The following is a 15,090-nucleotide window of genomic DNA, read 5'->3' as shown; positions in this document are numbered from 1 at the left end:
AAACGACATGAGTGAGCTGGCGGATAAGGTCCAACAGGATTTGGTTGAGGCCATCGATAACGATGACCTGGTTCTGCCAACGTTACCGGAAGTGGCCCTGCAGATTCGCAAGGCCGCCGAAGACCCGGACATCAGCGTCAGCGACCTGAGCAAAGTGATTGGCCGCGACACGGCGCTGTCGGCGCGTCTGATCAAAGTGGTCAATAGCCCGCTGCTGCGCGCCACCCAGGAAGTCACCGACCTGCACACCGCCATCACCCGGCTCGGCGTCAACTACAGCAGCAACCTGGCGATCGGTCTGGTGATGGAGCAGATCTTCCACGCCCGCTCCGACGTGGTCGAACAGAAAATGCGCGAAGTCTGGCGCAAGAGCCTGGAGATCGCCGGCGTCAGCTACGCCCTCTGCCGCCGTTACACCCAGCTCAAGCCCGATCAGGCTGCGCTCGGTGGACTGGTTCATCAGATCGGCGTATTGCCGATCCTGACCTACGCCGAAGACCACTACGAATTGCTGTCCGACCCGGTCAGCCTCAATCATGTGATCGACCACATTCACCCGTTGCTCGGCGACAAGCTGCTGCGGGTCTGGGAGTTTCCGGAGCGTCTGGTGGAGCTGCCGGGGCTGTATCAGGACCTCAAGCGCGAATCGCAGCAGATCGATTACGTCGACATCGTGCAAGTGGCCAGCCTGTATTGCCACAAGGACACCGACCATCCGCTGGCCCGCATCGATCCGTTCAGCGTGCCGGCGTTCCGCAAGCTTGGTATCGATCCGGAAAACAAGGCGCTGTGCGCCGATCTGGAAGAATCGCGGTCGATGTTCTACTGATCAACCGGCGACAAAACTCACCCGCACCTTCAAACCCGCCTGCTCGCCATCGTGCAGACTGATCTGCGCCAGATGCGCGCGGCAGATTTCCCCGACAATCGCCAACCCCAGCCCGGAACCGGCCACCTGCTGGTTGCGCCGGTAAAAACGTTCGAACACCCGGTCCCGCTCTTCCAGCGGAATGCCCGGCCCATCGTCTTCAACCTCCAGCACCGCCGGCGCCGTGACCCGCAGAATCACGTTGCCGCCCGGCGGCGTGTGCGCCAGCGCGTTATCCACCAGATTGCTCAGCAACTCGTTGAGCAATGTCGGCTCGCCGCGCAGCCACACCGGCTCGTCCGCTTCCAGCGCCAAGGCAACGCCGCGAGCATGGGCCAGCGGCGCCATGGCCATGCCCAGTTCCCGCGCCAACTGACTCAGATCGAGCAACTGTGCACCACCCTCGGCAATCGCCCGGGCGCCGTTTTCCACTCGGGCCAGCGACAGCAACTGATTGGCCAGATGGGTCAGGCGATCCGTGCTTTGTGCCGAGGATTCCAGCGTTTCGCGCCAGGTCTGCGGCTCGTTCGAGCGCAAGCCCAGTTCAAGCCGCGCCTTGAGCGCTGCCAGTGGGGTGCGCAGTTCATGGGCCGCATCGGCGATGAATTGCGCCTGCCGCTCGAATTGCCCGCGCAGGCGTTCGGTAAAGTGATTGAGCGCACGCACCAGCGGCGACAACTCATGCTGGACTTCCACCAGCGGCAACGGACGCAAGTCGTCAGGCTGGCGCTCTTCCACTGCCGTGCGCAGACGCTCGATCGGCCGCAGCGCCGCACTCACCGCAAACCACACCAGCAACAACGCGCCAATCGCCAGCATCCCGAGCCGCAGCAAGGTGTCGGCCGCCAGGCTGCGGGCCATGCTGACGCGCGCCTCGTCGGTTTCGGCGACGCGGATTTCCGCCATGCCGTTCATGTTCGGCTCGCTGACCGCTTTCAGCAGGCTGACCACACGCACGTTCTGCCCCTGATATTTCGCGTCGTAAAACCGCGCGAGGGCGGGATAGCTGTCGGTTCTCGGCGTGCCTGGCGGCGGGCCCGGCAGATTTTCATAGCCGGAAATCAACTTCTGGTTGATATCGTTGACCTGGTAATAGATCCGACCCGCACTGTCGTAAGCAAAGGTATCGAGCGCCACGTAAGGCACGTCGGCACTGAGACTGCCATCACGCTGCGAAAGACCGGCGGCGATGGTCCGCGCCGAGGCCAGCAGCGTGCGGTCGTAGGCGGTGTCGGCGGCTTCGCGACCGTTCCAGTACGCACTCAATCCGCTGGCGAGCATCAACACCACCAGCAGCAGTGCGAGGTTCCACAGCAACCGCCAGCGCAGGCTGCTGGGCTTATGCATCGCGGCTTTCCAGCAAATAGCCCAGACCGCGGAAGGTCACGATGGCCACCGAATGGCCGTCGAGCTTCTTGCGCAGGCGGTGCACGTAGATTTCGATGGCATCGGGGCTGGCCTCTTCGTCGAGACCGAACACCTGCGCAGCCAGTTGCTCCTTGCTCATCACTCGACCCGGACGGGCGATCAGCGCTTCGAGCACCGCTTGTTCGCGAGAAGTCAGTGTCAGCAATTCATCGCCGAGGGTGAAGCGCCGGGTGTCGAGGTCATAGGCCAGCACACCGCAGCGCTGCTGGCGTTCGCCGCCAAGCACACTGCGGCGCAGCAACGCCTTGACCCGTGCTTCGAGCTCGGTGAGTTCGAACGGCTTGGCCAGGTAGTCATCGGCGCCGAGATTGAGCCCATGGACCCGATCCTTGACGTCACTACGGGCCGTCAGCATCAGCACCGGCAGGTTCTTGCCCCGGGCCCGCAGGCGCGCCAGCACCTCAAAACCGTCCATGCGCGGCAGACCGACATCGAGGATCGCCACCGCGTACTCCTCGCTGCCCAGGGCCAGGTCGGCAGCCACGCCATCGTGCAAGACATCCACGGTCAGACCGGTGCTCTTGAGCGCCTGGGCGACGCTTTCGGCCAGCGGCAAATGGTCTTCGACGAGCAGGACACGCATGGATCTCTACCTCATTCAGGGATGGCCGATGCCATTCTTTGCGGCGGAGTTTACAGCCGCAACCGCCACTGTGAAGCCCGAAAACACGCGAAAGAATACTGAAAGGTTAGCGAAAGGTTGGGCCGTTAGAGTCGCTTTACCGAAGGTCCCGACTGCCGACCTTCGCCGTTTTGCCTGTTCATACACCGTAGCTTCAAACCGTAGCTCTCGAAAAACGCCTCGATGCGTTTTCGCCAATAAGAACAATAACGAGGTACTGCACCATGCTGTCCACACAGCTTCAGGTTGACCCGTTTCATTCTTCCTCTCGAATTTCCCCGTTTTCGCTTGTCAGCGCCATCCTCGGCTGCGCGGCGTTCAACCCGTCCGGGTCTGAGCCTGTTAGCCTGCGCGCGCGAAACCGCCGCACCTGAAACATCCCCAAAAACAACAACTCCCGTGGAGACACTCATGAACCGATCCCTGCGCCGTTTCGCCCTCGCCGCCGGTTGCGTGCTGTTCGCCGGCCAACTGATGGCCGAACCGAAACGTCCGGAATGCATCGCCCCCGCCTCCCCCGGCGGTGGTTTCGACCTGACCTGCAAACTGGCGCAAAGCGCGCTGGTCAACGAAAAACTGCTGACCAAACCGATGCGCGTGACTTACATGCCCGGTGGCGTCGGTGCGGTGGCGTACAACGCCGTTGTGGCGCAGCGTCCGGCCGATGCCGGCACGCTGGTGGCGTGGTCCAGCGGATCGCTGTTGAACCTGGCCCAGGGCAAGTTTGGTCGGTTCGATGAATCCAACGTGCGCTGGCTGGCGGCGGTCGGCACCAGCTACGGCGCCATCGCGGTGAAAAGCGATTCGCCCTACAAAACCCTCGATGATCTCGTGCAGGCGCTGAAGAAAGATCCGAGTTCCGTGGTCATTGGCTCCGGCGGTACCGTCGGCAGCCAGGACTGGATGCAGACTGCGCTGATCGCCAAAGCCGCCGGGATCAACCCGCGCGACCTGCGTTACGTCGCCCTCGAAGGGGGCGGCGAGATCGCCACCGCCCTGCTTGGCGGTCATATCCAGGTCGGCAGTACCGACATTTCCGACTCCATGCCGCATATCCAGAGCGGCGACATGCGCCTGCTGGCCGTATTTGCCGAGAAACGCCTGGACGAGCCGGAAATGAAGGACATTCCTACCGCGCGCGAGCAAGGCTACGACATCGTCTGGCCGGTGGTGCGCGGTTTCTACCTCGGGCCAAAAGTCAGCGATGAAGACTACGCCTGGTGGAAAGACTCCTTCGACAAACTGCTGGCCTCCGACGACTTCGCCAAGCTGCGCGATCAGCGTGAACTGTTCCCGTTCGCCATGACCGGTCCCGAGCTGGACACCTACGTCAAGAAACAGGTGGCGGACTACAAGGTGCTGGCCAAAGAGTTCGGCCTGATTCAGTGATCGTCTCTGTCTAGCGTCCATGGCCCTCTCGCCGGGGCCATGGCAGGAGTTCCCTCATGCTTATTCAACGCATTTTTGCCTCGGTGCTGTTGCTGGCCTGTGCCGGCCTGGCACTGATGGCGTGGCCGTATCAGGCGGCTTTTTCCTACGAACCGGTGGGCCCTCGGGCGTTTCCATTGCTGATGCTCGGCCTGATGGGCCTGGCGCTGCTGTACATGGTGTTCCGCCCGGCGCCGATCAAACACAGCGAGGACGAACCGCCGCTGGATCGCGAAACCCTGACCAAGATCGCGATCTGCGTCGCCCTGCTGCTGGTGTTCGCCGGTTTGTTCGAACCGCTGGGCTTCATCCTCAGCAGCATTCTGATCGGTATTCCGATGGCGCGCCTGTATGGCGGGCGCTGGGTGCCCAGCGTCATTGTCACGACGCTGATGGCGATTGGTTTGTACGTATTGTTCGACCGCGTGATGGACGTACCGCTGCCCCTCGGCCTGCTCGACGTTCTGGAGAACTGATATGGATACTCTCGGTTATTTGGGTCAGGGCTTCGGCGTCGCGCTGAGTCCGTACAACCTGGTCACGGCCCTGACCGGCACGTTGATCGGCACCGTGGTCGGGTTGTTGCCGGGCCTGGGCCCGATCAATGGCGTGGCGTTGCTGATCCCGATTGCATTCGCCCTCGGGCTGCCGCCGGAATCGGCACTGATCCTGCTGGCAGCGGTTTATCTGGGTTGCGAATACGGCGGCCGGATCAGCTCGATCCTGCTGAACATTCCGGGCGAAGCCTCCACCGTGATGACCACCCTCGACGGTTACCCGATGGCCCGCAAAGGCCTGGCTGGCGTGGCGCTGTCGTTGTCGGCATGGAGTTCGTTCATCGGCGCCTTCATCGCCACCTGCGGCATGGTGCTGTTCGCCCCGCTGCTGGCGAAATGGGCGATTGCCTTCGGTCCGGCGGAATACTTCGTGTTGATGGTGTTCGCGATTGTCTGTCTCGGCGGCATGGCCGGTGACCGACCGCTGAAGACTTTCATTGCGGCGTTGATCGGCCTGTTCCTGTCCAGCGTCGGCATCGACGCCAACAGCGGTGTGTACCGTTTCACCGGCGACAACATTCACCTGACTGACGGCATTCAGTTCGTGGTGCTGGTACTGGGTCTGTTCTCGGTCAGCGAAATCCTTCTGCTGCTGGAGAAAACCCACCGCGGCCAGGAAGCGGTGAAAGCCACCGGGCGGATGATGTTCAACTTCAAGGAAGCGGCGTCGGTGTTCGTGGTGAACATCCGTTGCGGCCTGCTCGGTTTCATCATGGGCGTGTTGCCGGGTGCCGGTGCGACCCTCGCCAGCGCCGTGGCCTACATGACCGAGAAACGCATCGCCGGTACCAGCGGCAAGTTTGGTCAGGGCGACGCCCGCGGCCTCGCTGCACCGGAAACCGCCATCGGCGCCTCCGCTTGCGGCGCGCTGGTGCCGATGCTGACCCTCGGCGTTCCGGGCTCGGGCACCACGGCGGTGATGATCGGCGCCCTGTCGCTGTACAACATCACTCCGGGCCCGCTGCTGTTCCAGCAACAACCGGACATCGTCTGGGGCCTGATCGCCTCGCTGTTCATCGCCAACATCATGCTGGTGATTCTGAACATCCCGATGATCCGCATCTTCACCCGCATCCTCGCCGTGCCGAACTGGGCTCTGGTGCCGGTGATCGCGATCATCACCGGGATCGGTGTGTACGCCGTACACGCGACCACATTCGACCTGTTCCTGATGGTCGGCATCGGCATCTTCGGCTACATCCTGCGCAAACTGGACTTCCCGCTGTCGCCAGTGCTGCTGGGGTTCATCCTCGGCGGGCTGATGGAGCAGAACCTGCGCCGGGCGCTGTCGATTTCCAACGGTGCGCTGGAAATCCTCTGGTCGAGTCCGATCACCTTCGGCGTCTGGGTGTTGACTGCCATCATGTTGCTGATGCCGCTGCTGCGCATCTGGCGCAAACGCTCGGCCGCGCAACGCGCCGTTGCCGATGTCTGATCGGCTCTCCCTCAAAACCTGGTGGGGAACCCCGCTGGTCGGTCTGCTTGGCGGTTACATCGCCAGCCAGATCGGCTGGCCGCTGCCGTGGATGGTCGGCTCGTTGCTGGCGATCATCCTGGTGCGCTGCCTGACCCCGTGGCAATTGACCGAAATCCCTGGCGGCCGCAAGTGCGGCCAGTGGATCGTCGGGATCGGCATCGGCCTGCATTTCACCCCGCTGGTGATGGAGCAGGTGCTCGGCCACTTCGGCCTGATCTTCTTCGGCGCGCTGGTCACCAGCCTGTCAGCGGTGGTCGGCGTGTGGCTGATGCGCCGCACCGGCGAGGATCGCGCCACGGCGTTTTTCTCCAGCATGCCCGGCGGCTCCGGGGAGATGGTCAACCTCGGCGCCCGCAACGGCGCGCTGCTCAGCCATGTCGCGGCCGGGCAGAGTCTGCGGGTGTTGGTGGTGGTGTTGTGTGTTCCGGCGGCGTTCAAGTATCTGCTGGGTGACGGCAATCCGATTTCACACGCCGGCAGCGTCGATTGGCGCTGGCTGGCGATTCTTTTTCCGGCGGGCGGCCTGCTCGCCTGGCTCTGGCAACGTCTGCGTCAACCCAACCCTTGGCTGTTCGGCCCGCTGCTGGTCAGCGCGGCAGTGAGCATCGGCTGGGATCTGCACATCGGCCTGCCCAATGGCGGCAGTCAGATCGGCCAGTGGCTGATCGGCAGCGGTCTGGGCTGTCACTTCAACCGCCAGTTCTTCCGCCGCGCACCATCGTTCATGGGACGCACGTTGATCGGCACGGCACTCACCATGTTGATCGCGACACTGGCGGCGTTGGGATTGAGTGCGCTGACCCATCTGGACCTGCGCTCGCTGACGTTGGGCATGATGCCCGGCGGGATCGCCGAGATGAGTCTGACGGCGGAAACCCTGCAACTGTCGGTGCCGCTGGTGACCGCAATGCAGGTGATGCGGCTGCTGTTCGTGTTGTTTCTGGCGGAACCGTTGTTCAAATACTGGAACCGTAATCCCGAAACCTGAGCCGGTGTTTGATCGTTCCCACGCTCTGCGTGGGAATGCAGCCCGGGACGCTCCGCGTCCCAAAGCGGACGCAGAGCGCTCATTGAGGCATTCCCACGCGGACGGTTCGACGCCTCGACGTGGGAACGAAATTAGCCGCCAGCCCTGAACGTCAGACCACCGACGGAAGGCGCCATTCAATCGGCGCTTCGCCATTCTGCTCCAGGAATTTATTGGTGCGGCTGAAATGCCCGCAACCGAGGAAGCCGCGATAGGCCGACAGCGGCGACGGGTGCACCGAGGTCAGCACCAGATGTTTGGTGGCGTCGATCAGCTTCTGCTTGCTCTGCGCATGGGCCCCCCAAAGCATGAACACCAGATGCGGCTGTTTCTGGCTGACCACTTCAATGATCCGATCCGTGAAGAACTGCCAGCCCTTGTCCTTGTGCGCATTGGCGTTGGCGCGTTCGACGGTCATGGTGGTGTTGAGCATCAACACGCCCTGATCGGCCCAGCTCTGCAGATAGCCGTGGTTAGGGATGTCGATGTTCAGGTCGCGCTTCAGCTCTTTATAGATGTTGACCAGCGACGGCGGCGCCGGCACGCCCGGTTGCACCGAGAAGCACAAGCCGTGGGCCTGGCCCGGGCCGTGGTACGGGTCCTGGCCGAGGATGACCACTTTCACCTTGTCCAGCGGCGTCGAGTTCAGCGCGTTGAAGATCATCGGGCCCGGCGGATAGATTTCCTTGCCGGCCGCCCGCTCCTGCTGCAGAAAAGTGCGCAACTCTGCCATGTAGGGCTGGTCGAATTCGGCACGCAGTGCCTCCTTCCAGCTCGGTTCGAGTTTGATACGGTCGTCAGCAGTCATGGTCATACCCGGCAAAAACAATGGGGCGAACCCTAGGAAAGCCGACCACGCTTGTCAATTGATCTGACGCAGATCCGGCACTTTCCCACACAGCGATCATACTGATCGTTCAAATTCCCGATCGAGGTCACGATGAATCTGCACTTCGAAGAACTCACCGGCACCGACGGCGCGCGCATCGGCGTGGCCACGCTGGATGCCGAAAAGTCGCTCAATGCGCTGTCCCTGCCGATGATCCACGCCCTGAGCGACAGACTGAACGCCTGGGCAAAGGATCCGCAAATCGTCTGCGTGCTAATGCGCGGCAACGGCGCCAAGGCGTTCTGCGCCGGCGGCGAAGTCCGCAGCCTGGTGGAAGCCTGCCGGGCCCATCCCGGTGAGGTGCCGCCGCTGGCCGCCCAGTTTTTCAACGCTGAATACCACCTGGACTACAGCCTGCATACCTATCCGAAACCGGTGATCTGCTGGGGACACGGATATGTGCTGGGCGGTGGCATGGGCCTCTTGCAAGGCGCGAGCATCCGGATCGTCACGCCGAGCAGTCGTCTGGCAATGCCGGAAATCAGCATCGGCCTGTACCCGGATGTCGGCGCCAGTTGGTTTCTGTCGCGGCTGCCGGGCAAGCTCGGTTTGTTCCTTGGCTTGACCGGCGCGCACATGAACGGTCGCGATGCGATCGATCTGGACCTGGCCGACCGCTTCCTGCTCGACGAACAGCAGCAGGAACTGATCGACGGCCTGTTGCAGTTGAACTGGCAGGAACAGACCGCCATGCAGCTCAACAGCCTGCTCAAGGCGCTGCAGCAGGAAGCCGTGGCGCAGATGCCCGAGGCGCAATGGCTGCCGCGTCGGCAGCAGATCGATGAATGGCTGGATGTCAGCGACGTGACCTGCGCCTGGAAAGCCATCAGCCTGCATCGCGACAGCAGCGATCTGTTGATTGCCCGTGCCGCGAAAACCATGAGTGAAGGTTCGCCGCTTACCGCGCATCTGGTCTGGGAACAGATCATCCGCGCCCGCCACATGTCGCTGGCCGAAGTCTTTCAGATGGAATACACCCTGAGCCTCAATTGCTGCCGGCATCCGGAATTCAGCGAAGGTGTCCGGGCGCGACTGATCGACAAGGATCACAAACCGCACTGGCACTGGCCGGACATCGCCCGGGTGCCGGACGCGGTGGTCGAGGCGCACTTTCATAAGGTGTGGGAGGGGCGGCATCCGCTGGCGGATCTGTCGCAATACTAAAACCGATCATTGCCCGCGATGGCAGTCTCCTAAGCTCTGTCGCGGGAAGTTTGAGCCCGTTGCGAAACTATCTGCGATCAAACATTCAACTCGTAAAACGCGATTATTTCCTTCATTGCCCGCAACGCCTCCTCATCATTTCTCGGCAAGATGTCCTCTACGTCCCGTAACGGAGGTAGAGGGTGCAAAAGCTCAGCGAGTTGGTTCGCCGTGTAACTTTTAACAGCGCCCTCTTCTCCTTGAACGCTGATGAAGCTGATAGCGGCATCGTCTCCTGAAAAGTGTTCGGAGACACGTATCTTTGGAGACATGCCATAACTCACTACGATGACGAGATCATCCCGTTCACGGTGAAACTTGAGTTGATCAATCGACAGTCCGACCTCCGAAAAGTCTATACCGTCGGTTCCGCCACCGGCATTGACTACCAGATCTCGTCCGAGACCATCATATTTATAAACATCATTGCCCCCGCCACCGGACAAGGTGTCATTGCCCGGCCCACCGTAAAGCACGTCATCGCCTGAACCACCGCCGAGCAGATCATCTCCTTGCATCCCTCTTATTTCACCAGCGCCGCTGAGGGTGTCATTACCGCGACCGCCCACGAGCGGTAGAAAACGGTTGTCTCGAAAAGACTTAACCTGAGTAGCGTACTGAACGGTGATGCCATGATGATAAGTATCGGGGGCAATGCCTAAGCGGCTAACGACGTCTTTAAAATTGATGCTCGAGCCATCAGCAAACCTCACCCTTTCAATTCCGGAACCACTGAGATCGTTCGGATTGGGCAAAACGATTCGTACTTTTTGAGTTCCGCCCCATTCAATATCGAGTGTGGTGTACAGCATCTTGGCTCGAGGCGGTTGACGATGAGCGCCACGCAGTGGGGCCGGTGAGAGTTCAATATTTACCGTCTCAACCAACACAGCGCCCCAGGTTAGCTTCAACTTATCTGGTTTCGCCTCTTCCGGAAGAACGACTGTATCAACATCAAGCCCCGCAAACTCTTCATGCCACCCAGAGACTCCAACCTCGGGACGCAAAAAAACAGGGTTAAGCACGTCGGCAATAATGGTGGTTGCGCCATCATGCGCTTCAACTATGTAAGTGTCGGGACCGTTTTCGCCGTAAAGCCAATCTTCTCCAGGCCCACTGATCAAATAATCGGCTCCCGCAGAGCCGAGCAGCGTGTCGTTGCCTGCGCCAGCCGATAAAAATGCACCCGGGATCCTGTCGTTCACTCCGCCGTACTCAAGCACTGAATCAGCATAGGTAACCACCAAGTCATCTCCTGCACCGCCATGAAAGAGATTTCCCACTTCGAGATTTACCCTGCCGCCAGCGTCATTACCATGAACAACTTTATGCTTGATCGTTTGGGTAGTAGAGCTCCAGCGAAACGCTTTACGAACAGTTTCATGATTTTCAAAACTGCCAGCGGGGTACACGTACCACCCCTTAATGGCGCCCGAGTGGTCTATATCTTCGACTACAGCATCACCCACGTTGAACGAGAACCCCGAATAACTGGAGCCAGACGGGTAATATTTTGGCTTTTGTTTCGGTAATTGCGCAGTTTCAGCTTTTACAAACTTGAACGTGGTTTTCGTTGCAGAAATTGACTGCCTTTCAGTCACCACGGCGTCAGCGGCAATCGCTCCCATCCACTCAGGTGTCTTGGAAAAGACCCCGGCTTCAACGTCCTCATGGATCAATTCGGCGCTGATGGCATAACCACTTTCGTCGGTAGCAATATGACTTCTAACCCAAACACCCTGATCGTTCAGTGCAAATCCTGATGCCTGCCTGTCCGCTGAGCGCTTTGCTTTCAGTTCCGAAAGAAAAAGGCTATCCCAGTCGATGTGACGACTGGTTTCACTACCTTCCCTCTCAGTAGAAGCGGCTAAGTCATCGGGCAGTGTCTGGACGACTGCTTCGCTCTCAATGTCCTGCATTTTTCCGGCATCGGGCACCGTAGCAATTGTCGCGGACGGATCTCTTACATCTACCGGTTGCACCGTTAATTTGATTACATCCTGGAAATTCAGGATCACGCCGTCGCTTAACCTGAACGTAGAACCTGCCCACTTTTCATGGTGAAGAATCAGAAGCGCGTCACCAATACCATTCGACAGCCGCAACGCCGTGCCCACATCAAGATTGACGATCTTGGCCTGCAAGTTCTCCGCAGAAAATCCATCACCAAAACTTACGACATTGTTGCCACCTGTATCGGTAACAACATCCAGTCCATCGCCTACTCCGAAGTAGAAAACATCGTTGCCCTGCATCCCTTCCAGATAATCGTTGCCGGCGCCACCCTCAAACACGTTATCGCCAGGGCCGCCGCGCAAATAATCGACTCCCTCCCCGCCAACCAGCGTGTCGTTTCCACCACTGCCCAGCAAAGTGTCGTTGCCTGAGCCGCCGTCAAGATAATCGGCGCCATGTTCTGCTTCGGATGTTAGCTCGTAGTCCCCCACCAAAAAGTCATCATCGGCACCGCCCAAGAGCGTATCGGCGCCCAAACCACCCCAGAGCGTATCGTTTCCTGAATTACCTTGAATGTGGTCATCGTTGGTTCCTCCCGCTTTCAAGTTGGGCTCATCGCCATCCAGAGCATCTGCACCTGATCCGCCTACCAGTGTGTCGGAGCCACCCAACCCACGGAGTGTGTCGTCACCCGCACCGCCATCGAGATAATCATCACCGTGGTAACGAATTGGGTGCTCATGGTAATCACCAACCAATTCGTCGTTACCGCTGCCACCGAAAAGTAAGTCATCTGCACCTCCGCCCCAGAGGGTATCGTCCCCCGCGCCGCCATCCAGAAAATCACTCCCGAAAAAATGCGCCGCATCACCCGAAATTCCTTGCAGTACGCTGTCATCTCCGCTCAGAACATCATTGCCAGCGCCACCGTACAGCACGTCGTTACCACCGTTGCCGGCTAGAGCGTCATCGCCATCGCCGCCCTGCAAAAAATCGTTGCCATGATGGATGCCGTGGAGACCGCCACCCCAATCGAGGTTGTCTCCAAACAATGTGTCATTGCCACTCCCGCCAGCCAGCGTGTCATTACCTCCCTCCCCGGCCAACGTGTCGTCTTCACCTCCGCCGTCAAGCAGATCATCTCCCCAGCCTCCATTGATAAAGTCCCGGCCCCCTTGGCCATAGAGAACGTCATTGCCTCCCTCCAAGGGTTGGTTCAAAGAGGAGTTCTCGAAGACGGTACGAAAGCTAGTGACTCCACCGGGGATTTGAACGTTGATCTGCTTGTATTCCCAATTTTGCTCATGTGCGCCCGTTGCTTCATCACCGGATAAATTGTCATCACCTGCTCCGCCAATCAGCGTGTCTTGACCATTGCCACCGAGCAGCACATCTCGCGAGGCAGTGCCCACAAGCAAATCATCACCCTGCCCACCATCCAGCCAGTCGCCGCGGCTGGCCTTTCCTTTTGTTGCATCGGCAAAGGCTTTTTCAAGAGACGACTGCTTGTCGCCGAACAAACGATCGTTGCCTTCTTTGCCGAACAATCGATCAGACCCGCCAAGACCAACGATCAGGTCGTCTTTCGGTGATCCGTAAAGCAAGTCGGCTTTGTTTCTCTGTTTAATATTGGGCAAAAGCTTGGCGTTACCCAACTCATCATAGGAAGGCTGATCCCCACGAACATTCGGGTCGGAATCTTTGACTTTCCAGTCGCCTTGAAGGACCAGATCGGGAGCGGGGAACGTCTGGCTCTGGTAATCAGGAAGATCAATGCCGAGCATCCCCGGCTTGAAGTTCTTTACGACGATGAGATCACTCAGTCCGTATTTAATGTTCAGCGTGTTTTCAGCCAGATCTTCAATGAGCGTCAAGCTGATGGCTCGATCTTCCGTAAGCCAGATATTGCTGAGCGGATCACTGCGTTCGAGAGGTGGGATCGGAAGTCCATTTATCAACAACCCGCCCCCAACGTCCGCATCAAAAATTTCGTCTATTCCATCTCCGGTGGAGAACTCATACCGATCGTTACCCGGCCCGCCAGTCAGGAAGTCGTTACCCTTGCCACCCACCAACACATCATCACCGGCCATACCGTACAACACATCATTGCCATCGCCGCCTGTTAAAGAGTCATTGCCGCGAGCCCCCTGGATAAAATCATTACCGGAAAGTCCGCTGATTGAATCGTTGCCGCCACCGCCGTAAAGATGATCGGTATTCGTTCCGCCACCAAATGATCGACCGCCGTCATCACCAAACATGACCAGAGGGTTTGAGACGCCTGTGGTCATCGGGGCCTGTTTGCCCGAAGCCAAATCCGAATAGGAAAAGGTCTGGACAGTATTTCGACCGAACGATCCATTGGTTCGGGAAATCAGCCGGGCCAGCATTTCCGAGCGATCAGCAAGCCACTGCTCAGTGATGAAACCCTCCCCCGTTTCGGGATCGTAAAGCTCCAGTTCGCGTCCGGAAAAACAGTCGGCCCGCTCAATCACGATTTCGCTTAGTTGCTTGAGGGAATTGCGTAACGCGGCGCCGATGGGCGTTGCCTGACTGGCCAACGTTGCCCAGTCCTTGGCACTGCCATACTCGCCAATGGTACTGGTAACGATGCTTTGCGATTGAGACGGAGAAAGTGCGGAGAAAAAGGTGTAGGCGTTGGAGGCGAAGGTTTCATCGGTGGTAGGCGTGGCGGCCGAGTTTCCGTCGTAGGTTCGCCTGAGCATGTCAAAGAAATCATTCAGGTTATATCGCAATATCAGGCTGACAATTGGTGAGATGGGCGTACCTTTCACCACATGCTGAATCAGCGGATTAATGCTGCCACTGGCAAGAGCGATGTTTATCTGTTCGGGCAGGACTGAAAACAGGCTCTCGACGATATTCAGTCCGAAATTCTTGATCACAGCGTGCAATGCAACACTGTATGAGTCCACGGCAAACAGAATATTCTTTAGATCGTCCAGCCTATTGACCTTAGCAAGATCATGATTACCTTTGATGTGGGAGTCCGGATCACCGGCGGAGATCAACCTCCAAGTTTCATATGGTTTTTCTCCACCCAACAGGCTGAAGCCGATTGTTCCAGACCATCCGGCGTTATGACGGGTCGCTGTATCAACGTTGCCAATATCATCACGAAATAGTACTTCACCAATCGCGCTCGCATCGATTTCTGCAATTTGGCTTATGGAGGGCACAGTCCATGGAGCCAAATCATGTTCAACGGAGCCTTTTATCAACGTATTCATGAGATTGACAGCCACCTGATTAGATGACTCTTGCATCTTCGAATCGCTGATTTTTTTATTTAACCTCAATTCCCCCTGCCGCAGGGTGTAGGCTCGGATCAACGCAGAGTAAGCGCCCACCCCGCCATTTGCATCAATTGCTACATCGAGCCAGAGTTTGGCATCTTTAAAAATTCCCATTACGTTCTCATCGAACGCAGAACCGTCTAAAAATTTCTCACCCAAAATATTCGACAATGTGCGATAAAGTACAGCACAGCTTCGCCCCTCCACTGCCATCGCAATATACTTTTCCTCCTCGACATTGAATTTCATTCCCTCACAAATATTTGCAGCCTGCAAAATTTCCGACTTTTCCAAATCACTGAATATATAGCTCAT

At 58.6% G+C, this 15,090-nt stretch carries 10 protein-coding genes; 6 read left to right on the top strand and 4 right to left on the bottom strand.

The genetic code is table 11. The features are described from left to right. Nucleotides 1-7 precede the first annotated feature (7 nt). Nucleotides 8-829: an HDOD domain-containing protein gene (locus ACM6JM_RS18680; RefSeq protein WP_039772686.1), complete on the top strand. Its 822-nt coding sequence runs from the start codon at nt 8-10 to the stop codon at nt 827-829. Here ACM6JM_RS18680 and ACM6JM_RS18675 read toward each other — a convergent pair whose 3' ends face one another. Both ACM6JM_RS18675 and ACM6JM_RS18670 read right to left on the bottom strand, forming a co-directional pair. Beyond that, the gene (locus tag ACM6JM_RS18675) at nt 830-2,215 is read right to left on the bottom strand and encodes a sensor histidine kinase (protein WP_039772688.1); all 1,386 of its coding nucleotides are present in this window, start codon (nt 2,213-2,215) and stop codon (nt 830-832) included. Beyond that, nucleotides 2,208-2,879, bottom strand: a complete 672-nt coding sequence (locus ACM6JM_RS18670; protein ID WP_007957980.1) for a response regulator — start codon at nt 2,877-2,879, stop codon at nt 2,208-2,210. The genes ACM6JM_RS18675 and ACM6JM_RS18670 overlap by 8 nt, the downstream gene beginning before the upstream one ends. Nucleotides 2,880-3,329: 450 nt before the next feature. Here ACM6JM_RS18670 and ACM6JM_RS18665 point away from each other — a divergent pair, with 450 nt between their 5' ends. Genes ACM6JM_RS18665 through ACM6JM_RS18650 form a run of 4 tightly spaced genes read left to right on the top strand, consistent with a single transcriptional unit; the run spans nt 3,330 to nt 7,368 of the window. Continuing rightward, entirely contained in the window at nt 3,330-4,307 is a 978-nt protein-coding gene (locus tag ACM6JM_RS18665) for a Bug family tripartite tricarboxylate transporter substrate binding protein (RefSeq protein ID WP_414882324.1), read from the top strand. 56 nt (nt 4,308-4,363) lie between these two features. Then, nucleotides 4,364-4,822, top strand: coding sequence for a tripartite tricarboxylate transporter TctB family protein (locus ACM6JM_RS18660; RefSeq protein WP_039772692.1), 459 nt, complete (start codon nt 4,364-4,366; stop codon nt 4,820-4,822). A 1-nt stretch (nt 4,823) separates the two neighbouring features. Continuing rightward, the gene (locus ACM6JM_RS18655) at nt 4,824-6,338 is read left to right on the top strand and encodes a tripartite tricarboxylate transporter permease (RefSeq protein ID WP_414882323.1); all 1,515 of its coding nucleotides are present in this window, start codon (nt 4,824-4,826) and stop codon (nt 6,336-6,338) included. Then, the gene (locus ACM6JM_RS18650; RefSeq protein ID WP_039772696.1) at nt 6,331-7,368 is read left to right on the top strand and encodes an AbrB family transcriptional regulator; all 1,038 of its coding nucleotides are present in this window, start codon (nt 6,331-6,333) and stop codon (nt 7,366-7,368) included. The genes ACM6JM_RS18655 and ACM6JM_RS18650 overlap by 8 nt, the downstream gene beginning before the upstream one ends. 151 nt (nt 7,369-7,519) lie before the next feature. Here ACM6JM_RS18650 and ung read toward each other — a convergent pair whose 3' ends face one another. Further along, a complete protein-coding gene (ung, locus tag ACM6JM_RS18645; protein ID WP_064384152.1) occupies nt 7,520-8,215 on the bottom strand; it encodes a uracil-DNA glycosylase in 696 nt (231 codons plus the stop codon). Nucleotides 8,216-8,347: 132 nt separating this feature from the next. Between ung and ACM6JM_RS18640 the strand changes: the two genes are divergently transcribed. After that, nucleotides 8,348-9,460 (top strand): enoyl-CoA hydratase/isomerase family protein, encoded by a 1,113-nt coding sequence (locus ACM6JM_RS18640; protein WP_414882322.1) that lies wholly within the window; start codon nt 8,348-8,350, stop codon nt 9,458-9,460. Nucleotides 9,461-9,537: 77 nt separating this feature from the next. Here ACM6JM_RS18640 and ACM6JM_RS18635 read toward each other — a convergent pair whose 3' ends face one another. Beyond that, nucleotides 9,538-15,090 carry a calcium-binding protein gene (locus ACM6JM_RS18635; protein WP_414882321.1) on the bottom strand — a complete coding sequence of 1,851 codons (5,553 nt, stop codon included), beginning with the start codon at nt 15,088-15,090 and terminating at the stop codon, nt 9,538-9,540.

The sequence above is a fragment of the Pseudomonas sp. IT-P2 genome (assembly GCF_949767575.1).
GTDB classification, from domain to species: Bacteria; Pseudomonadota; Gammaproteobacteria; order Pseudomonadales; family Pseudomonadaceae; genus Aquipseudomonas; species Aquipseudomonas pharyngis.
This window is presented reverse-complemented; position numbering and strand designations above follow the sequence as displayed.